The following is a 23,752-nucleotide window of genomic DNA, read 5'->3' as shown; positions in this document are numbered from 1 at the left end:
GGTTTTGCTCCAGCTATCGATCGCCGTCGACCAAGGGTGTGCGCGAGAGTTTGATCGGCCCGTTGGCGCTGATCAGCACCTGCTCTTCGAGCTTCACCCCTTCCCCACCGCCTTGTTCACCGATGTAACTTTCCACCGACACCACCATGTTTTCCTCGAACAGGCCGTCGTACCCCCACTCGGCGAAATCCACGGCGTAGGCGACGCTGGGGTACTCGTCCACCAGCCCGACACCGTGCAGCATCATCATGTAGCGGTTGTGCTCGAAGCGCTGGGGCACCGGCCAGCAGCGCTCGGCGAACTCGCGAAAGGACAGGCCCGGGCGTAGCAGTTCGACGTTGTGGTTGATCTGCTGTGAGGCGATGTCCAGCAAGTCGCGTTGGGCCATGGTCGGCGCCTTGCCGGGGCAGATGAAGCTGCGCGAGATGTCTGAAAGGTAACCGCCGGGCCCGACCATGTCGGTGTCGAAACAGACCATTTCACCAGCCTTGATGACCTTGTCGGTGGCGTCCTGAAACCACGGATTGGTGCGCGGCCCGGAGCTGAGCAGGCGGCTTTCGGCCCACTCTCCGCCGTGCGCGACGTTGGTGCCGTGCATGATGCTCCACAGCTGGTTTTCAGTAACCCCCGGCACCAGGCTTGTGCGCATCCGGGCAATGGCCAGGTCGCACACGCCCATGGACACCCGGTGGCTGGCCACTTCTTCAGCCGATTTGATCAAGCGTGCCTGCTCCATCAATGGCTGCGCATCGAACAGTTCGATGCCTTGGTGTGTCAGGCGCTGCGCGCCCCAAGGGTCGCAGCGGTCGACCGCCAAGCGGCGATTGCCGCCACCGTGGCGGGCCATCAGGTCCGCCACCTCCTGTGCCCAGCGCTCGGCTTTTTCCTGCACGCGGGGGCCGGCGAGGAAATACAGCCAGGGAATCGCCGGGCGAATTTCATCGATGGTTTCAACGTGCTCGCTGTTGTGCCGGCTGCTGGTGAACTCGAACAGCACCACCGGGCCGTCGGTGGCGACGAACACATAGCGGCTGGGCGAGTGCATCACCCACAAACCAAGGTTATTGGTGTCGGTGGCATAGCGAATATTGATCGGATCGGCCAACAGAATGGCGGCGTAATCCTGGGCGCGCAGTTGCTCGCGAATGCGCTCCAGGCGGTAATGGCGCAAGGCTTTGCGATCGATGGCGGCATACGCATCGAGTAACGCCGTGTCGACCGGCGCGATGGCATGTTCAGTGACCTTGGCATCGCTGCGAAAGCGCAGGTCGCGTTCGGTTAACGCCGTGAGCAGCTCAATGGAATCAGAACCCGTTTGCATGCAACAACCTCCGCTGAGTCAGACCAACTTTCGGGGCAGTAACTAAAAGGTTTCTAAATCTGGTGACGGCTGTCTTTATTGTTGTGGGCGAGATGCGGCAGCTAGAGGTCCTTGACCAGCCGCAGGGCATCGTAGATGGCCGCATGGGTATTGCGCGACGCCACTGCATCACCAATGCGGAACAGCTGGAAGCGCCCTTCGGGGTTGCTGAGAACATTTTGCGGCTTGCCGACAATCAGGTCCATGTACTCCAAGGCACCTTCGTTGCTGGCCAGGGGCTTGAGGTCGAAATACAGCTCGTCCAGCGGCCGGGTGCCGTGGTTGACCACCACCTGATCCACCAGGCGCGTTTTGGTCAGGTCGCTGTAATCGGTGCCGATCGTGGCCAGCAATTGGTCGCCTTGTTTCTCCACGGCCTTGAGCCGGTAGGTGACGGTAAACGTGGTGTCCAGGTGCTGTAACGCACGCATGTAGGGCACCAGGTTCATGCCCATGACTTCTGGCGCGAACGAGCGGTCGGGGGTCATGATTTCAGTCTTGGCGCCACTGCGGGCTATGAATTCGGCGGCTTGCAGGCCGGCGTGGTCGCCCGCATCATCGTACACCAGCACATTGCGCCCAGGCTTCACGTCGCCGGAAATGATGTCCCAGCTTGAAACCAGAAACTGATTGCCGTGCTCCAGCACTTCGGTGTGCGGCATGCCCCCGGTCGCCACGATCACTACGTCGGCATTTTCATCGAGCACAATCGCGGTGTCTGCCCAGGTGTTGAAGTGGAACCTCACGCCAAGGCGCTCGCATTGCGCCATGCGCCAGTCGATGATGCTGATCATTTCCTTGCGCCGCTCGGACTGTGCGGTCAGGCGAATCTGCCCGCCGGGTTTGTCCGCCAGCTCGTACACCACCACCTCGTGGCCGCGCTCGCCTGCCACACGTGCCGCCTCCAGGCCACCAGGGCCGGCACCGATAATCGCCACTTTGCGCTTCTGCACAGCCTTGGGTATTTCGTGAGGCATGGTGGTTTCACGCCCGGTCGCGGCGTTGTGGATGCAGTAGGCCGCGCCTGCGTTGTAAATGCGGTCCAGGCAATAGTTGGCGCCTACGCATGGGCGGATATCGTCTTCACGGCCTTCGATGATCTTGCGCACGATGTGCGGGTCAGTCATGTGCGCGCGGGTCATGCCGACCATGTCCACCAACCCCGAGGCAATGGCATGACGCGCCGTGGCCACGTCGGGAATTTTTGCTGCATGGAAGGTCGGGAAGCCGGTCAGCGTCTTTATTTCGCCAGCAAAGTCCAGGTGCGGGGCATTGCGCATACCCTGGATCGGGATGATGTCGGTCAGCCCGGCGTCGGTGGCGATGTTGCCGCGAATCACATTGAGGAAGTCGATCATGCCACTGTCTTTCAACAGTTGAGAGATCTGCAAGCCCTCCTCTTTTTGCAGGCCACCGGCGAGCACTTCGTCCCCGGTGTAGCGAATGCCGACAATAAACTCCGAGCCCACGCGCTTGCGAATGGCCGTAAGCACATCGAAGGTGAAGCGCAGGCGGTTTTGCAGCGAGCCGCCGTACGGCCCTTCCAGTTCGTTGGTCAGTGGCGACCAGAACTGGTCCATCAAGTGGCCGTAGGCTTGCAGCTCGATGCCATCCAGGCCGGCGGCCTTCATGCGTTCGGCGGCATCGGCATAGTCGCGAATGATGCGGTCGATGTCCCACTGTTCAAGCTGCTTGGGGAAGGCGCGGTGTGCGGGTTCCTGATTGTGGGAGGGCGACACCACCGGTAGCCAGTCGCCTTTGTCCCAGCGGGTACGCCGGCCCAGGTGAGTGAGCTGGATCATCACCGCTGCACCATGTTCGTGGCACTCGTCGGTCAGGTCTTTCATCCAGCCGACCACTTCGTCCTTGTAGGCCAAAATGTTGTTGAACACGGGTGGGCTGTCACGGGAGATCGCGGCGGAGCCAGCGGTCATGGTCATGGCTACGCCGGCTTTGGCACGTTCAACGTGGTAGGCCCGGTAGAGCTTTTTCGGCATCCCGTCTTCCGGGTAGGCCGGTTCGTGGGACGTGGTGATGATGCGGTTGCGCAGGGTCAAATGCTTGAGGCGATAAGGCTGAAGTAGCGGATCGTTTTTCATATCGGTCTCGCAAACAGGTCATCAGGCACGCCGACAATATGCCCCTGTGTACACAGGTGTCAATACTCTTGACGATGGTGTACAGTTGCCACAAAGCGCACATTGAAAAGGGAAGAAATGCCCATGAAAGGAACCACCTTAAAGGCGGAAGCAGCAGGCCGAGGTTCACTTGAAGGCTGGCTGAATGCGGCCTATGAAAGCCTGACCGAGTCAGGTGTGGATGCCGTGCGAGTGATGCCGCTGGCCAAAAAGCTGAATTTGTCGCGCACCAGCTTCTACTGGTTTTTCGAAGACCGCGATGCCTTGCTCGTGGCCTTGATCGAGCAATGGAAAAACAAGAACACCTTCAACCTGGTGACCAAATCCCAGGCCTATGCCGAGTCCATCACCGAGGCGATTCTCAACGTCTTCGACTGCTGGCTGAACAGCGAATTGTTCGACTCGCAATTCGAGTTCGCCATGCGCAGTTGGGCGCTGCAGTCGCCAGAAGTGGCGCAGGAAATCGGCCAGGCAGACGCGCAACGCGTCGAGGCATTGCGGCAGATGTTCGACCGCTTCGGCTTTGAACACGATGCTGCGATTACCCGCGCCCGTTCCATCTACCTGACGCAAATCGGCTACATCAGCATGAAAACCCGGGAGCCCCTGGCCCAGCGCATGCGCTACATTCCCGAGTACCTGAAGATATTCACCGGCAGGGAACCGGAAGCCCGTGAGCTGGAGCGTTTTTATCAGCGCAACGGTTTTAGCGACGCCGATTTGAAGGTCTAAAAACACCGGCTCAAAAGTCAGTCTCTTTGCAGATACGGGGGTTCATTGCAAGCTTCAGGATCTTGCGCACCTGTAGGCACGGGTTCACCCGCGAACAGGTGCGCAACCCGTGCCATACCCTGGCCGCCTTACCAGCTGTAACTCACCTTGGCCGTAATCTCACGCCCCGGGTTGTAGTAATTCGCCGTCCCCGACCCCACCACATGCTGTTCATCAAACAAGTTGCTCACATTCAGCGCCAGGTCTGTCCCGTTGGCAATCTTGTAGTTGAGCGCCGCATCAAACAGTGTGGTGCCATCGCTTTTCTTGGTGTTGGCAGCATCCATGTAGTACCCCCCGACATAGCGCGCACCCAGGCCAACGCTCACGTCAGTGGCGGGAATGTCGTAGTAGCTCCACAGCGAGGCGGTATGTTTGGGCGCGACGGTGAATTCCTTGCCCTTGAGCGAAGAGCCGTCATACAGCGAACCGCGCAGCACTTCGGTCTCCATGTAGGAATAAGCACCGATCAGGCTGAGGTTCTGCGTGACTTGGGCCTTGGCTTCCAGGTCCAGGCCGCGTGCGCGCGACTCGCCCACCGTTTGCTGTTCGATAATGCCGCTGGGCAGCACCACAGCGATGGTGACGTTTTCCTGGGTCAGGTCATAAACGGCAGCGGAGAACAATGCGTCCATGCCCAGCGGCGAGTACTTCACGCCCACTTCGTACTGCCTGCCGGTCTGCGGGGTAACGCCAACCTGGGGGGGCGAAACCGATTCCACCATGCTTATGTAGGTCGACACCTCGTCGTTGACGATGTAGGTCAGCGCACCGCGGTATGAGGTTTCAGAGAAGTTGTCGCTTTGCTTGTTCACGCCACCGACGTATTCGGTGCTGGACAGGTCCATGGAGTCATTACGCACACCGGCAGTCGCGATCACACGGTCGTAGAACGACAGGTTCTGCTGCAGGAACACCGCCTTGGTGGTGGCGTCGTTTTTCTTGCGGGTGTAGGGCGTGACACCACCGGGAACACCGGTGAACACTGGGTTGGCAATGTCGATGGAGGGGGCAAGGCTGTATACCGAGCTCTGTTTGGTGCTCGAGTCCAGGTACTCCACACCGACCAGGGTGCTGCTGTCGATGTGCTCGAACTGCGCATCGTACTGCAGCATCAGGTTGCCGTTGAGCTGGTCGGCATCGCTGTCGGTGCCGAAAACGTAGCGCGGGATGGTGGTGCCGACGCGCGAGGCGCTGTCGCTCAGGTAGACATAGCCGAAGTCATCGCTCAGCTCGCTGTAGCGCAGGTTGCTGCGCAGGGTGAAGCCGTTGTCGAAGTCGTGGGTGATGTTGCCGCTCAGGCTGGTGCGTTCGACATCGTGGAAGTTGTAGCCAGGCTCGCCGTAGAAGTCGCTGCGGTCGTACTCCTTGTCCAGCGGGTAGCCACCGCTGTTCGGCGAGCTGTTGGTCTTGAGGTAATCCAGCACCACCGTCGCCGAGGTGAAGTCGGTGGGTGCCCAGGTCAGGCCGCCCATGACGAAGCGGTTATCGTCCTGCGAATGGTCGTACTCGCGGTCGCTGTTCTGCATCTTGGCCGTGAAGCGGCCGGCCAGTGTTTGTTCGTCGTTCAGCGCATCGCCTACATCGATCCCGGTTTCGGCATGGTCGTAGGAGCCGTAGGTCACGTAGCCTTGGCCAAACTTCTCGAAGCGTGGTTGCTTGGTCACGAAGTTGACCGAGCCACCCGGGTCTGCCGGGCCGAACAAGGTGGAGTTGGCGCCACGCAGGATCTCGATGCGCTCGTAGGCATACGGGTCTTCGCGCACACCACGCATCGAGCTCAGGGTCAGGCCGTCACGGTAGGTAGTCGCCTGGAAGCCGCGGATCTGAAAGTAGTCGTTGCGGTCGTCCGAGCCATAGAAGTCACTGACCACGCCAGGGGTGTACTGCAGGGCCTCCTCGGTGGTGCTGACGCTGCGCTGCTGCATTTCCTTGTTGGTCACCACAGACACGGACGCAGGGGTGTTGAGGATGCTGGTCGCCACCTTGCCGCCCACCCACAGTTCCTTGGCCACCACCGAGTTCAGGTCATCATCGGCGCTGGCCTTGACCTTGGCATTGATGATGACCGGCGCCAGGCGATAGTCCTCGGTGGCGCCAAGCTCCAGCGGGCCGGCAGGCTTTGCCTGGGGGATGACCAAGTAAGCATTCGGGCCCTGCTGCTCGACCTGCAAGTCGGTACCCTGCAACAGCGTCGACAGTGCTGCCGATGGCGCCAGGCTGCCCTGCACGCCTTGGGTCGTGCGATTGGCGACGTTCTGCGCATCGAAGGACAGGCTGATACCTGCCTGCCGGGCAAAGCGGTCCAGCGCCGGGGCCAATGGGCCGCCAGGGATGTTCCACTGCTGCATCTGGGTGTTCTGATCAGCGCCCGAGGGTTGCGCCAGCGACGGCAATGCGTGGCTGCTCACTACCAAACCCAGAATTGCAGCGTGCAAGGCACGGTTCAATGGATGGCGCTGTGGTACCGGTGTCGAACTCATTCTCTAGCTCCGTGGAGGGTCGGCAACTGGCCTGTATTCCGGCCTTATCCACAGGCCGAACGAGAATGAGAAAACACCTCATTTATTTTCGCTGCTGCGCAATGACATCGTGCCATCACGTCAATTTCGGTAAAGTCCGCAGCCCCATGGAACCTTGGAGCAACTCGAAATGGACTTCATCGCAGTTATCAGCCAGAACGCGGGCACCCTCAGCTGGTTCGTCCCGCTCGTCATACTCCTGATGGTACTCAAGCAGCCCGCGACCAAGGGGTATCTTGGCGAGCTGCTGGTGCGCTACTTCGTCTGGCTGAAGCTGGACGAGCAGGTCTATCGCAGCCTGCACAACATCACCCTGGATACCCCGGACGGCACCACGCAGATTGATCATGTGTTCATCTCGGTGTACGGCATTTTCGTGCTGGAAACCAAAAACATGAGCGGCTGGATCTTCGGCACTGAAAAGCAGGCGCAGTGGACGCAGAAACTCTACAAGCGCACTTTCAAGTTCCAGAACCCGTTGCGGCAGAACTACAAGCACCTCAAGGCGCTGGAGGCAACGTTGGGCGTCGACGCCACGCACCTGCATTCGGTCATCACCTTCGTGGGTGACAGCACGTTCAAGACCGCAATGCCAGCCAACGTCACCCAAGGCAGCAAATTCATTCGTTACATGAAGTCGTACGAGGAAGCGGTTTTCAGCGAGGCCGAAGTCGACGCCATGTTAGAAGCCCTGCAGGCCGGACGCCGCGCGCCGACGCTTGCCACCCATCGCGCGCATGTGCAAAACCTCAAGCGCCGCAGCGACCCGACAGCCGAGCGGCAATGCCCGAAATGCGGCAGCGCCCTGCTGGTTCGGAGCTACAAGTCGGGCACCAAGGCCGGCCAGCAATTCTGGGGCTGCTCGGCATTTCCCAAATGCCGAATCATGCAGAGTCTCTGAGGCAGGCGTTCACGCCATAGGGTCAGGCCCGCCCTCCTCCTGATCGGGGCCTCCCTTCTCCCACCTCGCGCAAACCCTGCGCTTCAGCCGCTGATTACGCACCACGAGCCGCTCCCGAGTGAGCAAGTTCCGCAGCGTATCAGCGGCCACCCTTCACCGCGCAAGCCACGCCAATCAAGGCATCCAACTGAATCTTCAGGCGCGAACCGCCCGCTGCACAGTGGCCATTTGCCAACATCGTGCACTTGTAATTCCCATGTCAAAAAGTTGATACGCCAGCATTTTTGATACAGAATTAGAAACAGGATGCATTTTAGCGTATTTCAGTATGCTTTAACCGAGTGCAGGGAATGGACGAATACACAACCGCCGGTGCGCACATACCGCCCATCGACTCGCTGGACCTCACGGCACACGGCGTCCTTGGCCATTTCGCGAAATCGTCGCGCAATGCCCTGCTGGTGAAGTTTCTGGTGAGCATGGACCACCTGGACCGCTGGGCGGTGGACTTCGACGAGGATGCCCCGGCGCATCAGTTCGAGATCCAGTTGCTGATGCAGGAGCTGCAGTCGTTCGTCGAGACCTATGCACGCGTCCTGCATCAGGTTCCACAGGCCTTTGCCGAGCTCCTGGCCCACCTCACCTCTTCGCGCTGCATGTACCTGGTCCGTTATGTGGCACAGCACAACGACGCGTTTAGCGGTGCGCTGGCGCCGCTGCTGGCTGGCGACCTGTCACAACTCGCTGACCTCACGGCATTTCGCCGCCGGCTGGATGCCTTCAGCAAAGCTCACCTGCTCAGCGAGATTTTCTCTGCAGAGCGGCTGCGCGAGATTTCACAGATCATGGAGAGTTACGCAGATGTATGACGGACGACTGAACCCTGTCGCTGTGGCAGTGGGCAAATCTGTGGGCAAGCGCGCGGTGCTGGGGGGTGTGCTAGGTGCCTGGCTTTTGCTGGCCGGGCCGGCGTTCGCCGCCACCAGCAGCCTGGGCTCCACGTCCAGCACCCTGCTCTCGGAGCAAAGCTCCGTGGTGGCCGAGGCCATCAAGGCCGACGCCCAGGACTGCGCCGACGGCACCAAGGAGGGGACGATCGGTGCCTCCATCAACGACGCGTTGAGAATCCATACTGAACTGGCTGCCGCAACGCCCAATGTCGAGTCGCTGTTCAGCGCCACGGCGGATTGCTTTGGGGGCCTGGGCAGCCTGTTCGACCTCTCCGGCTCCATCCCGAGCCTGGGCTCCATTTTCGCGGCAGCCCAGCAAGCGGTATTGAAATACGCGCAGAAGAAAGTCTGTACCGCGGTACAGCAGGTTTCTTCGATGGTCACCAGCCCCATCAACCAGGCGATCGGCAAGGTCAGCAGCGGCACTTCACTGGCGGACCTGAACGGGCTGACCAATGGCCTGGTCAGCAAGGGCATGAGTACACTCGACCCGGAACTGGGTAGCAGTTACCACAGTACCCCCGCCGGCTACGAGGCCACCTACACCGTCGACGTCAACCCGTTCAACTACATACAGACCGACTTCGGCGGCGGCGCCAGCACGGGTACCGGTACCGGTACTGGCACCACCACCAGCAGTGCAGCCACCACCAGCACCGTGGCGCCTGCAGCGAGCACCTCGTCTTCGAGCACCTCGAGCAGTACCAGCAGTTCGTCGTCCGGGTCAGCCAGCGGGTCGTCCGGCTCGGCTGCAGGCCTGTTCAACTAAAGGGGGCTGGCGATGAAGAAAGTCGCGGCAGTTCTGGCCGTTGGCCTAGGCCTGGGCGCTACGGCGCTTCCGGCCCAGGCACTGACCTGGGCTTCGGTGCTGACATTCATCAGCACCATGCAGAGCGAGATGAGTGCCTGGTCGGTGACCGTCAAGCAGACCGCGTTGTCCGCCAACGTGGTCTCGCAAATGGACAACGATTCGAAAAAGCAGCTTGCCAACGCAGTTGGGGCCATCGAGATGTCCGACCGGGCGATGGCGGCCGTGACCTCGTTCGACTCCGCAGTGGGGCAACCGGTCACCAGCAAATGCATCGCCCAGCAGCAGGGCAAGCTGATGGTCGAAGCGGTGTCACAGCGGGACAAGGACGCAGCGCGCCTGATGGCGACCTATTCCTCGCAGCGGGTGGGCTCCAGGGCAGTGGCCGACCGGGAAACCCTGGCCATGCACCGCGACAACTACTGCAGCGTGTCCGAAGCCAGGCAGGGCATGTGCACGCTCAACGCCAACGGCATGCAGGGCTGGGATGTGGACTACGCCGGGCCGTTCAGCGAAATGACCCTCGCCCCGGAAGGCGAGACCGCAGCGTATGCGTACACCGCCATGATCACGGATCAACGCGCGGAAGCGCACATCGACTGCACCACGGTCGCCTGCAATGCTGCCCAGTCGCAGCAACTCGCCGCCTCGGCCATGACCGCGATGGCTGCCAACTCTCTCGTAGGGCAGGTGACGGACCGTCGCGTGCCAATGCTCACAGGGCAGTGATATGAATTTTCGGCTCAAGCTAGCCAGCATTGTCGTGGGATCGACAATGCTCTCGGGTGTTTCCTACGGTGCGCTTTACGGTTTCGGCCCTGCCGAGATGTGGACCGCTGCGCAGATCAGCGCGCTGTCAGCATCCGTGGGTACCAACATCACCACGTTCGGCACGACCTTCGGTAACCAGATGACCATAAAGTTCGAGCAGATCATCTCGGCCGTGGCCGTAGCCACCAAGCAGGAAGCACTGTCAGCGAGCGTGGTCGCGGACAACAGCAGGCAAACCGCCGAGCAACTGATCAATGCCAGCCGCGCGCAGCAACAGAACGCGGCCGCGACCAAGGCCTACCTCGACTTCAACGCAGCGACCGGCCAAGGTTTCGACCCTTGCGGCACCGTGATCAAGAACAAGTCGATGGACATTGCATTCACCAGCATGGCGGCCAAGGCCAAGGCAGCTGTCGGTGAGCTGGATGCCTCTCCGGGTCGCCTGGTGGCTTCCACAGGCAAGGCGATGCAGCAACGCCTGCAAGAGCACCGCGACAAGTTCTGCACCGCCGCAGAGGCAGATGCCGGGCTGTGCACGCTCAGTACACTACCCGGTGGTGACACCAACGCCGCCCTGCTGTTCGAAGCCGCGGATGCTGACTCGCTGGCCACCGAAGCGCGTACCGCCTACATCCAGCACGTGATGGGTCCACCGGACGAAGCCTTGGTCAAGGCCGCTGGCGCTACGCCCGCCGGCGAAACCTACATGGTGCAGAAAAACCGCAAGGACTCGATGTTGTCTGTACCGGCCTACAGCCTGTCGATGATCAATGCCGCCAACACCCGCAGCACGGAGTTCGGCGGCAAGTCCCCCAATGAAGTGCTCAAGCTGCGCGTGAACCAGTACTTCGGTGGCAAGGAAGCGCAGGAATGGTCGGGCAACCTGGCCCGCCAGACCCAGCGCGGGTTGCTGGTGGAGGCTGCCAAGATGGGCGGCCTCGAGGTCTGGATTCATCAGCAGCAGTACGAGCAGAACCAACGGCTGCTCGCCAACCTGGCAACGCTGGTAATCGCCTCCTCTGACGGCCTGGACGCCCCGTTGGAAGCGCGCTACCAGAAAGTGTTGTCTGAAACAGCAGCGCAGTCGGTACAGTGAGGTGCCCATGAAAAAGGATTTCGACGCAGCGCGTGAAGCGCGCAAATGGAAGGTCTCGCTGGGTGCTTCGCTTGTGCTGACCTCTACGCTGGCTTGGGCCTATTGCCCGCCCCAGTATCAGGAAAATACCGTAGCGCCGGCATTCACTGCAGCCACCCAGACACTCAACGGCCTGGTGTCCGGGGTAGATGCTTCGCTGTCGGCCCTGCTTGAAACCGAGAGCCAGCGCCTGACCTCGGCCATCGCGATCCTGACCAAGCAGAAAGCCCTGGCGGCAAACCAGATCGCAGAAGCTGGGCACAATGCTGCCCAGCAAACGGCGACGGGGCTCAAGGTGCTGGCTCAGACCCAGCGGGTCAAGCAGTCACGCTTCGACTACGGTGGTGAATTCGGCCAAGGCTTTTCGCCTTGCTCGGTCTACGCGACGCGAACGTTGATCAGTGCCCGCGATGCCGACATGGGCACCGAAGTGCGCCAGCGGGTCAAGTCCGAGATCGTGGCGGCACCAGGCACCTACGCCGAGCCCATCAGCGCCCAGGCTGCGCTGGTCAAGGCGCGCAAGCAGTTCTGCACCCAGGACCAGGCAGATTCAGGCTTGTGCGAATCGGTCGGCTCGCTGCCGGGCGCCGACCTGACCGTGGCCACCCTGTTCGAACCCGTCATGGAAAACGAGCCGCTGTACCAGGCGAAAGTCGGGTTCGTCAATAACGTAGCCGGCCTGCCGGACGGCCCGGTGCCAGCATCGGCGGGCAAATCCGCAGCCACCGAAGACTATGCGCTTTCCAAGGCCCGCAAGGATGCGCTGGTGTCGCCGGCACTGGCCAGCCTCAAGGCAATCCAGCTCGACTATTCCGGCGTGGAAGGCACGGAAACAGGCACCGACCTGCCACTGGCCGTGCACTTTCGCAACGAGGTCAAACGCTACTCGGGCAATACGCCTCAATATGACAGCTGGGCCCGGGTCATGGCCGCACAGAACGAGCGAGGTGCGCTGATCGAGATCTTGAAGATCAAGGCGCTGGACCTGGCCATCCAGGAAAAGCAATATCGCCAGTACGAAAGCATGGAGGCTCAACTGGCTTCGCTGGTGTCCATGTCGGTAACTGCCGCGGGTGCGCAAACCCAGACCAGCCAAGCGGCAGCAGATGCCGCCAAGCAGAATGTGCAACAGAGCGTGCAGTGACGGAGCGCAAGGGATGAACAGAACGATCTTGCGCGGCCTCGCCGGCCTGAGCCTGCTGGCGTGTGCCCACGGCGCCATTGCGGACACCTGCATGGTGTCTCCCACCGACAAGGAAATTGTTTCCGGCCGTTTCGGCAAGTTCCGGGGTGGCGGCGCGGCCAACCACGGCTCGGCCAACCAGAAGGCACACATGCACGATGGCCTGGACTTTTCCACCAGCGGTACATCGCAACCGGTGTATGCCACCACCGAGGGCAAGATCACCTTCGCTGGCTCTCGAAGGTCTGCGGGTAATGCGATACTGATCCAGCGGGCCAATGGCGATATCGTCGCCTACTACCACCTCAGCGGCTTCGCCAACGGCATCAAGCAAGGCGTCACGGTCAAGCCGGGGCAGCAACTGGGTCTGTCAGGCAACACCCCCAGTACGTCCATGGTGAAGCACTTGCACTTCACCTATGGCACCACGAAAAAAGACGAGGCCAGGGCCAAGGCGTTCAGGGAAAATGCTCACCGAGGGCCATTCAACCCGGCGCAGTTGCCTTCCGCCGTGGTCAGCCCGCAGGCTGGCATTGGCTGGAAGACTGACCCGGCCCCCTATTTCTGCCAAACTTACGCCATCCAGGATGGTCATCCCGAGCATTACCCAATCCTCGGTAAGGACACCAAGGCGCAGCACCAGATCCTTTTCGGTAATGTACCTTCGGGCGGGGTTGCGCCAGACTCCACGGTTGAGCCTGTCCAGGTGGCAGCAGCCAACGCCGATGCAGCGCTGGCCGAAGCGGATGGCAAGACGCCCGCGATGTACTTGTCCGACGCTGATGGCTATGGTGCCTTGCCGACCGCTCCGATCGGTGGCTACGACACCATGTCGGTATCAGAAATGCTGGCGACCGAAGCCTCCCGGCGCTTCAGCGATGCCGAGTGGAACAACAGTATCACCCATGTTTCCAGCCGCGCCCTGTGGGTCGACTACAACCGGGCGGTAGGTGTCGGCAATTATTTGTCGGAAGCGATTTATCGCAAGAAGGAAAAAGTTGAAGCATTGCTTGCCGTTTACGCGTCGCAGAAATTGGCAGGTCAACGGATTCAGACCGATGGGGCCCAGCAGCGAGCCCAGAAAGGAGCTGTTTCCAGATCCATTGAATAACGCGGCGCCCACGAAAGGTAGACACAGATGGAACCCAAAGAACTCGATAAGCCTGATCAAGCCGTCGCTGATTCTGCTGCCGGGCAAACAGCCCAGCCAGGGCGGAGTTATGCAGGTATCTTGGTCCATCATGGCGCAGCGCCCTTGAACGAAAACGGTGACAGCGAAAACGTTTACAGCATCACCCTGAAAACCGCTGAAGGTAACCTGACCTTCCAGGATCCCAGTTTTGCCGAGCTCATGAACGACTCGTCCGTGCAGCTCGGCGACAGTGTGCGCCTGGATCACCAGGAAGGCGCCTGGAGCGTGCAACAGATAGATGCCGCTGCCTTGAAGGCATTCAATGCGCAGGCTGGTAATCCGCAAACGCCCGGTAGCGCGGAAGCGGCCAGCAGCAGCGCACAAAAAGATGCCGCTGACATTGATCCAAGCGCACTCGATGCGCTGATGAAGGTCGTGGGTGAGATGAAGGCGAAGGACGCTTCACTCGACCCGGAAGAAGTGCGGCGCATCAATGAATCGCTGAATGAACCAGCAGATGCTGCCGGCAGCAAAGCCTCCCAACACGCACAGCGCGAAAGTAACGGCGCAGAAGCGCTGCTGCAAGGCAGTGCAGAACTTGTGGGCGGCGTGGCGTCGTTGACCGGGGCAGCCCTGCAAAGCATTGGCAGAGGTGCAAGCGCCCTGGCCAATGCCTGGCGTGACGGCTCGAAGCCCGCGGAAGTCGAAGCTTCTTCCGCACCAGCAGGGCCTGACGAGATGATGGGCCGAGTGCAGGTCCTGCCCCGTCTGTCCGAGTACCGGGTGGACCAGGTTGAAAAAGCCGCCGGCAATTACGAGAAGGCACATACGGCGTTCTGGAACGCTGGAAACATGCCCCAGGTTCGTGAGCAGATCGAAGCACGTGCCGAGCAAACCGGGCTGACCGTGCCCGAAGTCATCGAAAAGATGAAGCCGGACGGCGAATTCAATGACCTGCATGAGACCTTCGTCGAGGCAGTCGGGCAGTCACCGGATGCCCAAACCCACAAAAAAGCCATGGACAAGGCACTCACCGGCTGGACCCGCCAGTACGGGCGGGCCCAGGAAGAGCTGCTTAACCCCGAAACCGAAGGCAACCCGCATTATGACAAGCTCAAGGCCCGCCTTGAGACCTCCAGCGAAAACATCCACGGCAATGCAGGTAACACTCCGGCATTCGAAGGGGAAACACAGTCGCATCTGGAGCGCCTGCAAGAGTCGATGCAGCGCATCTTCGAACGCTTGAAGGAGATGGTGCAAGGGGTCGTCAACATGGTTCGCAACAAGGCCGGGGGCAACTCCCAGGACAATGACATGGCGCCTTGACACCTGCTCGGGCCGCCAGGCTGTCCGGCCAGCTGATACCTAAATGGAGCCTTCAAGGCAGACGTATTCACCACGCAAGGAGAACGGAATGACCGAGTACAGCAGCTGGAAAGAAATCACCGCCACGCCGGAGGCGCACCTGGATTTCCTGCGGGTGATCGACGGCAAGCTGGAAGAAGGCCTGGGTGGCAAGAACCTGTATGAAAAGCTGTCCAAGGACATCACTGTGGAAGGCAAGGCCTTCAGCCAGGCCTTCCACCTGAACAAACTGGAAGCCAACTCGTACGGCTGGGATACCGACGAGACGCCGGACCCGGTGAAGCTCGAGATCGTCGAGTTGACCTCGAAGATCAAGGAGGCGGACCCAGGCTACGACCTGGCCCACTTCACGATCGGCTATGAGTACATGATCAGCGAGATGAAAGAGCGCGGCGTGGAAGTGAATGCCGGCCTGGACCACAGCGACCCAGTGCCGAAGAACCGCAGCGGCTCGGACTACGAGCCTGGCATGTGACGCCTGGAGGTACCTGTGAAAGCGATCATTTCCCTCACGCTGGCCTTCGGTATGTCGGCTCTGGTGAGTGCTGCCCAGGCCCAGGAAGCCCCCGTGGCCGAGGAGCAATGGCAGGAGCTACCGCGCAATACCACCATCTATGTGCCGGTGCCCAAGCAGGTCACGCCGGTTGCGGCTTATCGTTCGTGCTCGAACCGCTACGAAGGTGAGCGCTGCGATTTCTCCACCCCTCGCCAAGGAGTGATCGAAGGCACATGCCAGGCGCCGGAAATGCGACAGCCGCCCGCCTATGGCTACGAGATGCAGCAATACCCCGCCCAGGTGCGCACAGCCTTGGTTTGTATGCCCGTCGAGGACCCGGCTGCTGGCGGCCCGGACAACCCAGGCCACGAATCGCCCCAACCGCCCCCGACAGCCCCACCAGCGGAACAGCCAGCCCCCTAGCCCCTGAGGGCTGATCCATCAAACCTGGCGCGATCCCAGTAACGGCCTTGTGTCGCGCCTGTCATTCATGATCACGGGGCAGAGTCGTCGACATCCGGTCCGGGTGCAGCCGACTGCAACATGTCCATGATGAACCGCTGCGTTTCCGGCAGCTGCCTGCCGAACACCTCATCCTGCTCAGGGGCGAGCTGGATATCGCCTGCACGCAAACCCCGTGCGACCTGGTCCTGGTAGCGCGTCACAAAACGTTCGCGGATGTCACGCGCTTCGGGGCTATCGCCACCCGTCAGCTCTTCCAGTAGCCCTTGCACCGCCTGCATGAACACCAGGCTGCGCTTGTATTGCAGGTGCTTCAACCTGGACTGCTCGAGCGCAGCTGCGTAATGCATGTCCATCACCTCGAGCCTTGCCTGTAGCAACTCATTGCTGCTCTGCAAGGCTGCCAATGCTTCGGACTCGCTAGCCGTCGGTTTAGCGTCAGCGCGCTTGGCCGCGCCGGCGACCTCGGACAATTGCTGGTACATCAGGTCGATAATGGTTTTCTGGCGCTGCACCACCGTCCGAAGCTGCACCGCTTCCTCGAAGTACTGCCTCACGTGCCCCCTGAGCGGCTCCAGTTTCTCGTTGGCACATGCCACCCCTGCGTCCCAGCCTTGCGCATAGCCTTGAGAGCGCCCCTCATCGAAGCCCTCTTTACGACCTTGCTGGCGCCCCTGGCTGCGCCCGACATGCAGGTTGGAAATTGCATGATCGAGCGAGCCGGTATATCCACCATCCAGGCCGCCACCAGGTCTCCCCGCACCCCAGTTATGGTCCATATGCTTCCTCGCTTAAACTGCTGCCGCCCCTGGCGGCTGGATGTTTTCCAGAGCATCACTCACAACGTCGGGTCCGGCGCGTCATCCTGCGGCGTTGCTGCCGACTGCGCCATCTGCCCATGCTCCCTGTATCGGCGCGTCCCTGGAACATGCGCCGCTAGATTCTGGTCAATGCCAAACCCGATACTGTCCACCGGGTTCAACGCGTGGTCTTTACCTCGCTCCCAGCTGCTTGCTGGGCTTCGGCCTGAGGCAAGGCAAAATCGGCCAGCCGATGCAGGGCAACCGCCACCCAATCGCCACCGAAACGCTTGTCCTCCAGCACCGACTTCAGCGCCAGGATCGGCACACAGTGCCTTGCCTCGCCTTGGACATAAAAAGCAGCCATCCATTCGGGCAGCAAGTGTTTTATATCTTCGTGGGTTTCCACGCTGAACACCAACGCAAGAATACCAGGCATGGTTTTGACCTCCCGGCTGGGCAGCGCGTCAGCCAGCCAGAAGGCCACCTCGCCGAGCTGGCCGGCCTGGATCGGCAACAGGGCAACGACCTTGTGCCCGTCATGATCAACGACAATGCCTGGTTCAAGATCGAGCGTTCGCGCGCCGAAGCCGAGCGCTTCCCGCCGAATGGGCAGTGACTTGAGGAAATGCTCCAGCAGCGTATACATCTCGAAAGCGACCGGAATGTCCTTCTGGATGGCCGGCGCACTCTTGGCCATCACACTGACGAAGCCGCCACCCGCCTGGGCGAGAACATCGCCACTGATGGCCTGCGCCACGAAAGCCTCGAGTTCATACAACGAATACATGGTCCCACTCCCGCGCAACGGCTCGACTAGACTGAACTTCAACCTGCTGGCAGGTCCAAAAACCTCAGTCGTTCGTGTTTTGTATGTTTGCAGCCCAAACTTCAAGGATGTACCAATGACCCATCAGTTTCACTGTGCATTTCATCCCGCGCCGGGCAATGACGGTGGCGTGCTGAACATCGGCCCCGCCTCGGTCAGCATCGACCTGGAAAACCTCTGCCTGTTCGCCAATGTGGTCGGGCAGATCGAAAAGCGGCGGGCGGCCGGCGTAGCCAGGTCAGAGATTCTCGGCGAGTGGGTAGGCAGTGAAGACATCGACTGGGCGCATATCGGCTTTCACCCCTGCCGCGAGAGCTACAGCCTGCGTTACAACGGCGTAGCCTGGGAGGCGCCTGCCGACGCCACCATCGCCGCTGCCGCCGAGGCACGCTTGTTCCTCGATAACATGCGCCTGCAGGCCTGACCTGACGCGGCCCTTGCTGCCTAGCGAGCGAGGGCCGTATTCGCCTGGTACTGACCGAAGAACTTGAATTCAACCCGGCGGTTGGCTGCACGGCCAGCGGGGGTGTCATTCGCGGCGATGTAGTCGCCCTCCTGCCCCTCAGCGCTGATTTTCGCCGCTGCTACGCCACGCCGAACCAGGTACATCTTCGCCGCCTGCGCCCTGAGCAAGGCAACCCGGCGATTTGCCTCCATCGTGCCCACACTGTCGGTAAAGCCGACGATCTTCACCTGCAGCGCGTCCTGCGCCGAGCGCACCAGCACGTCGCCATCCTCGGCGCTGGGGCTGAAGCGTGAATGGCCGAACGCAAAATTGAGCGTCATGTGGTTGATCGAAGTCTGGATCTGGTCCTGCCGCGCCCTGATTGCCAAAAGCTCCTGACGGCTACCATTGGCGTCGGCCTCAGCCGCAGCCAGCCGCACCCGCAAGCTCTGGATTTCGCTGTTCAGGGCATTGATGGTCTGCTGCATTTGCGCGGTGTTCTGCCCTTGCGCCGAGGGTGCCACATAGGGCACCGGCGCGGCCGGGCTCTCCACCAGCTCGAACCCTGCGAAAGCCTTCGGGGCAAGTGCCACCGAGAGGGCGGCAAGTACCAGCGGCAGCAACCTGCGAGGGGTGGAAACGAGGGTGCTCATACATCTCTCCAATATCGCAGGATCACGAAAACGATGGCCGACCAGGCATACCCCAGCAGCAATACCAGGATGCCTGCCAGCAGGTAGATACGCAGGGGGTCCGTGGCATCCTGGCCCAGCGGCTGAAGCCCGGGAACCAGGGTGGCCGGGAACCAGGCGAACAGCAGCGCCACCAACGGTGCGAGCCACAGGCCAAGGCGCAGCTGACGATGGTCGCCCCCGCGCGTCCACCAGGCGTACCAACCCAGGCTGAGCAGGTAGGCAGGCAGCAACATGACGCTCAGCAACAGGGCTGAAAAGGACAATGCCGCGGCGTAGAAGCGCGGCGAACCTTGGGCCATTTCACCCATCAGGGTCGCCACCACCGCAATGGCAAAAGCAACCAGCGCCACCTGCAGAGGCACCGACATCAGCCACAGGGCTGCGCGACGATCGCCCACGGCCGTGAGGCCTGGCTTCACGGCAGGTGGAGGTAATGCGTAGGACATGCCTGGAAACTCCTTGTAAGGGTCAGCCGGACGGCCAGATTCAAAAGAACTGCCGCTGTGTGCCAGCCAACGTTCAACATCCTGTCATCTATCAAAATGACCTGTTAGAAAAATGTCGAAATTGATGGTGAGTATGAATTTGAGGCCTTTTGCCGTCAAGGTTTGAATCTTCGTCACGCGCAGGCTCTCACTTGACCAAGCGCAGGGCGTAGCGCACACTCGAGGCATGTAAAAAACATTTTTCTGACAACCAGAATTGATAGCACTTTGTCATCCAGAAGGATCTGCCGCATGAAAGCTCTGCACCTCGCCCTGCCGCTGCTGGTTTCGCTCGCCTGCACGTCGGCGTACGCCGCAAAGATCGATCAGGCCGAAGCCAATGCACGCATCACTCAGGCACTCACCTGCAAGCGCAACGTTTCGCCTGAACAATTCGAGGCACTGGTCAAGGCGGCCAACGGCAAGGCCATCGTGCAGGCCTCGGACCTATCCGACGGCGAGTACACCGTGCCGAACCCGCTGGACGTTTACGGCCGCGCCGTGACCAAGCTTGCAATGCACCCAGGCTCCAATGGTGAAGGTGACTTCGACACCTACTCCGGGGCGTTCACCGGCGAGAGCATCCAGGCAGTGGCCAAGCTGGCCGACATTCCCAAAGACGAATTCGGCCAGTACAAGAAAGAAGTCGGTAACCACGACCTGTGGCTGTATGAAGATGGCAACAGCACCTACATCAGCTGTTCGTACGACATGCGCACAGTGGTGAAGACCATCAAGAGCACAGCTCGCAAGGCAGCGGATGCGGTACAGCGCGCCACCCAGTAACACCTCGCGAACCTGTATGCGCTGAAAGGAGTCACGCCATGAGCTTCAGGACACTGGCTGCGAAGTTTCTGGAAACGGTCAAGGACGACCTGGGCATCCCTGCCCGTTTACGACGGGTCATTGCCGACACCCCCACGTTACGCATGAGGGTGGATGACCCCGCCGCCGTCATTGCCTCATCGAGCGTGGTGCGCTGGCATGAGTGGTCGCAGCGTATCGGTTTCGGCCAGGGCAGCGAACAGAACGGTGAGGTCAGGGGCTGGCGCGCCAGCGACGGCCATTACCACAGCGAGCATCGGCAGATCGCCGCACTGGCGCGGCTGGGCAAAACCGAAACCCTGCCTGAGTTCGCGTGTGACATCGGTGATGTGACTGGCCTGTCCGCCTCCAAATCCGAGCTGTACCGGTTTTTCTCCCTGCAACAGATGGCCGAGCAAGCCTGCCAGGCTTTTACCCGCGACATGAGCCAGGAGGGGCTTGCGCAGAACCTGCGCTGGCCGGAGATCGGCATCGTGCATGGCAGCAGCGACTTCATGGTGCGGTACGACTGGGATGATGGCCTGTACCTGGCCAACAGCGGCGGCTCGCACCACTTCGTCGCCGCCCGGCATATTGCCGGGCAGTTGCAGCAGCCGGTTGCGCTGCAGGGCCGCCTGGTTCGCAACGGCCTCGATGCCGGGGCTGCCGCTCAGCTCAACGATGAGTACGCCATCTATGCCGTGAACAAGGACGCGTTCTTCAATGATGCACTCGATGCCCTGCGCGACTTCAAGGCCACTCACTACTGGGGCGACCTGCCGCAACCGTACGACGACGGTATGGCGATCTTCCTGCCCAGAGAGGAAGCGCGCTCACGCAAGGTTGCGGAAATTTTCGCCAGCGAAGGGTTTACCGATGTAGGTGAAATGCTGGTGGAACTGGCGTCGCCGGATGCGGCTGTGGAGCGCCGGGCGCGCCAGGAAATATTGCGCGCGCGCATTGAAGCCCTGCCAGGCCTGGAAGCAAAAGCCGGGGTGGCACACCTCTTCGGCAAACACGCTGCAGCCGCCCTGCGCGATGAGCTGCCGACACAAGTGGACTGGCAAACCGTGGAGCAGGCCACCCTGGATGAAGCCTTCGGCATTCACCAACTCGACGCCCAAAGTGTTTACGAAGCGCTCGCCCAACATAGCCCGGGCGCCGTTTCGAGGCATTCACTGCAAACACTGCGCGCCACAGTCGATGGCTACGCGGCGCTGCATGAGCGCCAATTGGCCAACCTGCCTACGCCCGAGGCACCAAGCCCCGACTGAGTGCGGGGACGCCTGGTCACTCCGCATTCAACTCAGCCAGAGCAATATTGTCCAGCCAAGTGATGAATGCGCGCTGCGGCTTGCTCCTGAGCGCGAGCCTGCTCGCAAGCCCACGACAGCGTCGCCGAATCAGGAACATTCTCAGTGATAGCCTTTTTAGCGAGGAACCACAGGGCGCGCATGACAAACAGCGGGTCTTCAGTCAGTCGCGTATCCCCCGAGGCCTGCAGGTAAGCAACCAGCGCCTGGGTCGCACTGACCAATCCCTTGTCCTGACTGAACTGGACCAATGTACCCAGTGCCTGCGGATGCATTGAAGGATGAATCGTCAGCGGCGTGCAGCGTTCGGAATCGAGCAAATCCCAAAACGTTACGCCGTCCTTGCAGACCATGCCCACACGGCGACCACCCGCCATGTCATCGACCTCGATGAAGGTGCCTGGCTGGTATTTGTGGATTTTCATCTTCTCGCCCTTACCGATTGAATGGCCGACCACCGCCGGCAACAGGTGCATTCTAAGCAAGCAGGCAGCAAAAAGCCTTACTACCGTGCTTGGCGAAACTCAGCCTGACCATCAGGGCTCGGGAGCTTGCCAGGTAACAGTTCGCTGCAACTCAAGGGGGACTGGGCGGGCGACCATCGCACGCCCCAGCGGCTTGCCATCTTCCCCGGGAATTTCGTAATCATCCGTCAAACTGCCTTCCGGCCGCTCGGCAATCCATCGCGCTGCCTGCTTGAGGCCATCGTGAAGGAAACCTGCCTGCGCATCTTGTGCCACGTGCTGCATGTCGATTGCGATCAGGACACCGCACTCTCCAGCGAACGTCGGCGCCTCATAGGCAGCCTCCAGCTCGCCCACCACGTTGCCGTTGGTGTCGTGGAGCATGACCGGGTCACCCACACTCAGGGGGCCTCGATTGCGGGCATAGTCACCGGCATCTTCGACAATACGGCTGGCCTCGTACTCGAAGCCTAGGTCCGCAAAGGCCGATGAGCCTTCGTGGTCGATCCGAAGCACTGCATACCTAGGCGGCAGGCTCGGGGTTGGCAGCGGCACCTCTTCAAGGCCGAGCCGTTGAATGTGCGCTATCTCTGGCTTCGAGCCCGCGAGCAATAACGAGAGTTCAGCCACTTGCTTCCTTGACTGCGCAGCCTCTTGTGCCTCGAAGCGTTCTTGTCGAGCCTCTACTGTCCCGCTAAAGCTGCTATCGGGCTGGTAGTCAGGCAACGACGAAGAACCTTCGGCCTTGTCGCTCCACCCGAAGAAGTTCTGACCTAGCTCCTTGCCGATGCGTCGGATAACTGGCTCGCCGCGCGAACCATCATTTTCAAAGATGACTTTCCGGCCGCTCACCGCGTGATCGAAGGGCTGTTTCTGCCACTCCAGGCGCTCCAGAATTGTCCACCCCAGCACATTGGCCGTGCCACGCTCCGTCGGAAACGGTCGATTGTTGAGCACTGTCCAGGACCCGTTTTCCTCGCGCCTGAATGCTTCATTGCCTTTGAGCAATCGAGAATCGATCAACGCATCCTGCAACCGGTCAGGGTGCTTGATCAAAGCGTTGTATTGTTCGATGCGCTTCATTTCTTCCGGCGGCAACGGCCCCAATTCGACGCCAGCAGACTTCAGGCGATCGTACATGAAGGCCAGTGGACCAGCAGCCAGCAAATCGTTGCGGTAGCCGCCCCCAACTTGAGAGTGCGCGCCTGCGAACTTAATCTCTTCAACCCTTGAGTTGTCGTCGTTACGCAACGCGCTGGTCAGCGGAAACGTCGTACGATACTCATGCATTGCCACCAGGTGAGTGGTCGACTTTACGTTCCTGCTTATTTCCAGGTTCTTGTCAGGGTGGCTTTCCGTTATGGGCAAGCCGTAGGAGGCAACAGTGTCGAATATGGCGAGCTTGTTCACCTGCGCCTGACCAGGCGGAATCAGGTACTCCCGGGTCGCTTTCCACTGGCTATCAAGCTTAGGTACACCCCGATCAATGATCTCGTTCGCCAAGGCACGTGCTTGCGCTGCGCCGCGACTGAAGCCGATCAGGTTCAGGTCGACCTGCAGATCCTGGTTCTTGTTACAAAACGCGACAACGGCCTCGTAGGCTTGCTCGATACGGCTATCGCCACCGCGCCCGGTACCACGCTCGATCAGGGCAGTCGGTGTGCTGCGCTGATGGCTACCCACCCCGTCGAAATAGAGCTTTTCTGAAAGACCCAGGTAATGGGCGGAATCATAGGCGACGGGCGCATGGCCGGAGTTTCGGGAAAGGTTGGTACCTTTCGCCGCATCACACTCATAAAGACGGGCCACGTTGGTGTGGCTGCCCAACGGTTTGTCGTTGTCCTTGCTATTAGCCGTACCGTCAAAGTACACGCTAAAGTATACGGTCTTACTCATGTCATATCCCTATGAACAACTGCAAGC

The 23,752-nt window shown here is 60.6% G+C and carries 23 protein-coding genes; 14 read left to right on the top strand and 9 right to left on the bottom strand.

Features of this window, described 5'->3' with window-relative positions:
* Positions 1-13: 13 nt before the first annotated feature.
* The gene (locus E8E68_RS20520; protein WP_280344227.1) at positions 14-1,321 is read right to left on the bottom strand and encodes a Xaa-Pro peptidase family protein; all 1,308 of its coding nucleotides are present in this window, start codon (positions 1,319-1,321) and stop codon (positions 14-16) included.
* A 101-nt stretch (positions 1,322-1,422) separates the two neighbouring features.
* Positions 1,423-3,459, bottom strand: a complete 2,037-nt coding sequence (locus E8E68_RS20515) for an NADH:flavin oxidoreductase (protein WP_280344226.1) — start codon at positions 3,457-3,459, stop codon at positions 1,423-1,425.
* A gap of 123 nt (positions 3,460-3,582) precedes the next feature.
* Between E8E68_RS20515 and E8E68_RS20510 the strand changes: the two genes are divergently transcribed.
* Complete coding sequence (locus tag E8E68_RS20510; protein WP_280344223.1) at positions 3,583-4,230, top strand: TetR/AcrR family transcriptional regulator; 648 nt, start codon at positions 3,583-3,585, stop codon at positions 4,228-4,230.
* Positions 4,231-4,358: 128 nt separating this feature from the next.
* Here E8E68_RS20510 and E8E68_RS20505 read toward each other — a convergent pair whose 3' ends face one another.
* Positions 4,359-6,752: a TonB-dependent siderophore receptor gene (locus E8E68_RS20505; RefSeq protein WP_280344220.1), complete on the bottom strand. Its 2,394-nt coding sequence runs from the start codon at positions 6,750-6,752 to the stop codon at positions 4,359-4,361.
* A 169-nt stretch (positions 6,753-6,921) separates the two neighbouring features.
* Here E8E68_RS20505 and E8E68_RS20500 point away from each other — a divergent pair, with 169 nt between their 5' ends.
* The 10 genes from E8E68_RS20500 to E8E68_RS20455 all read left to right on the top strand — a co-directional run bounded on the left by E8E68_RS20500 (position 6,922) and on the right by E8E68_RS20455 (position 15,955).
* The gene (locus E8E68_RS20500; protein WP_266031211.1) at positions 6,922-7,692 is read left to right on the top strand and encodes an NERD domain-containing protein; all 771 of its coding nucleotides are present in this window, start codon (positions 6,922-6,924) and stop codon (positions 7,690-7,692) included.
* Positions 7,693-8,042: 350 nt separating this feature from the next.
* Positions 8,043-8,561, top strand: coding sequence for a type IV secretion protein IcmW (locus E8E68_RS20495; protein ID WP_266031209.1), 519 nt, complete (start codon positions 8,043-8,045; stop codon positions 8,559-8,561).
* The gene (locus E8E68_RS20490; RefSeq protein WP_266031207.1) at positions 8,554-9,411 is read left to right on the top strand and encodes a hypothetical protein; all 858 of its coding nucleotides are present in this window, start codon (positions 8,554-8,556) and stop codon (positions 9,409-9,411) included. The genes E8E68_RS20495 and E8E68_RS20490 overlap by 8 nt, the downstream gene beginning before the upstream one ends.
* A gap of 12 nt (positions 9,412-9,423) precedes the next feature.
* Positions 9,424-10,179, top strand: coding sequence for a hypothetical protein (locus E8E68_RS20485; protein WP_110746373.1), 756 nt, complete (start codon positions 9,424-9,426; stop codon positions 10,177-10,179).
* 46 nt (positions 10,180-10,225) lie between these two features.
* Positions 10,226-11,317 carry a hypothetical protein gene (locus E8E68_RS20480; protein WP_266031203.1) on the top strand — a complete coding sequence of 364 codons (1,092 nt, stop codon included), beginning with the start codon at positions 10,226-10,228 and terminating at the stop codon, positions 11,315-11,317.
* A 7-nt stretch (positions 11,318-11,324) separates the two neighbouring features.
* Complete coding sequence (locus E8E68_RS20475) at positions 11,325-12,500, top strand: hypothetical protein (protein ID WP_266031201.1); 1,176 nt, start codon at positions 11,325-11,327, stop codon at positions 12,498-12,500.
* A gap of 13 nt (positions 12,501-12,513) precedes the next feature.
* A complete protein-coding gene (locus E8E68_RS20470) occupies positions 12,514-13,650 on the top strand; it encodes a M23 family metallopeptidase (protein WP_110746366.1) in 1,137 nt (378 codons plus the stop codon).
* Between the two features lie 144 nt (positions 13,651-13,794).
* Positions 13,795-14,997 (top strand): hypothetical protein, encoded by a 1,203-nt coding sequence (locus tag E8E68_RS20465; protein ID WP_280344209.1) that lies wholly within the window; start codon positions 13,795-13,797, stop codon positions 14,995-14,997.
* An 88-nt stretch (positions 14,998-15,085) separates the two neighbouring features.
* Positions 15,086-15,511, top strand: a complete 426-nt coding sequence (locus E8E68_RS20460) for a hypothetical protein (protein ID WP_266031196.1) — start codon at positions 15,086-15,088, stop codon at positions 15,509-15,511.
* A gap of 15 nt (positions 15,512-15,526) precedes the next feature.
* Positions 15,527-15,955: a hypothetical protein gene (locus tag E8E68_RS20455; RefSeq protein ID WP_280344204.1), complete on the top strand. Its 429-nt coding sequence runs from the start codon at positions 15,527-15,529 to the stop codon at positions 15,953-15,955.
* A gap of 71 nt (positions 15,956-16,026) precedes the next feature.
* Here E8E68_RS20455 and E8E68_RS20450 read toward each other — a convergent pair whose 3' ends face one another.
* Together E8E68_RS20450 and E8E68_RS20445 are read right to left on the bottom strand one after the other, a co-directional pair.
* Positions 16,027-16,773, bottom strand: a complete 747-nt coding sequence (locus tag E8E68_RS20450; protein WP_280344201.1) for a hypothetical protein — start codon at positions 16,771-16,773, stop codon at positions 16,027-16,029.
* 199 nt (positions 16,774-16,972) lie between these two features.
* Positions 16,973-17,554, bottom strand: coding sequence for a hypothetical protein (locus tag E8E68_RS20445; RefSeq protein WP_280344198.1), 582 nt, complete (start codon positions 17,552-17,554; stop codon positions 16,973-16,975).
* Positions 17,555-17,699: 145 nt separating this feature from the next.
* Here E8E68_RS20445 and E8E68_RS20440 point away from each other — a divergent pair, with 145 nt between their 5' ends.
* Positions 17,700-18,047 (top strand): hypothetical protein, encoded by a 348-nt coding sequence (locus E8E68_RS20440; protein ID WP_014592445.1) that lies wholly within the window; start codon positions 17,700-17,702, stop codon positions 18,045-18,047.
* 20 nt (positions 18,048-18,067) lie between these two features.
* Here the strand turns inward: E8E68_RS20440 and E8E68_RS20435 are convergent, their stop codons facing one another.
* Positions 18,068-18,721: an OmpA family protein gene (locus E8E68_RS20435; RefSeq protein ID WP_280344193.1), complete on the bottom strand. Its 654-nt coding sequence runs from the start codon at positions 18,719-18,721 to the stop codon at positions 18,068-18,070.
* Positions 18,718-19,209 carry a hypothetical protein gene (locus E8E68_RS20430; protein WP_280344190.1) on the bottom strand — a complete coding sequence of 164 codons (492 nt, stop codon included), beginning with the start codon at positions 19,207-19,209 and terminating at the stop codon, positions 18,718-18,720. The genes E8E68_RS20435 and E8E68_RS20430 overlap by 4 nt, the downstream gene beginning before the upstream one ends.
* A gap of 291 nt (positions 19,210-19,500) precedes the next feature.
* On the opposite strand from E8E68_RS20430, the gene E8E68_RS20425 reads away from it, so the two are divergent.
* Together E8E68_RS20425 and E8E68_RS20420 are read left to right on the top strand one after the other, a co-directional pair.
* Complete coding sequence (locus E8E68_RS20425) at positions 19,501-20,034, top strand: hypothetical protein (RefSeq protein WP_266031185.1); 534 nt, start codon at positions 19,501-19,503, stop codon at positions 20,032-20,034.
* Positions 20,035-20,072: 38 nt separating this feature from the next.
* Positions 20,073-21,326: a DUF6685 family protein gene (locus tag E8E68_RS20420; RefSeq protein WP_266031183.1), complete on the top strand. Its 1,254-nt coding sequence runs from the start codon at positions 20,073-20,075 to the stop codon at positions 21,324-21,326.
* 32 nt (positions 21,327-21,358) lie between these two features.
* On the opposite strand, the gene E8E68_RS20415 is transcribed toward E8E68_RS20420, so the two are convergent.
* Positions 21,359-21,790 (bottom strand): hypothetical protein, encoded by a 432-nt coding sequence (locus E8E68_RS20415; protein ID WP_266031181.1) that lies wholly within the window; start codon positions 21,788-21,790, stop codon positions 21,359-21,361.
* Between the two features lie 111 nt (positions 21,791-21,901).
* On the bottom strand, positions 21,902-23,725 hold the full coding sequence (locus tag E8E68_RS20410) for a DUF2235 domain-containing protein (protein WP_266031179.1): 1,824 nt from the start codon (positions 23,723-23,725) through the stop codon (positions 21,902-21,904).
* Between the last annotated feature and the right edge of the window lie 27 nt (positions 23,726-23,752).

It is taken from the genome of Pseudomonas sp. BN607 (assembly GCF_029871175.1).
Lineage (GTDB): Bacteria > Pseudomonadota > Gammaproteobacteria > Pseudomonadales > Pseudomonadaceae > Aquipseudomonas.
Note: the sequence above shows the minus strand (reverse complement) of the source record. Positions and strands in the feature narration are given on the sequence as shown.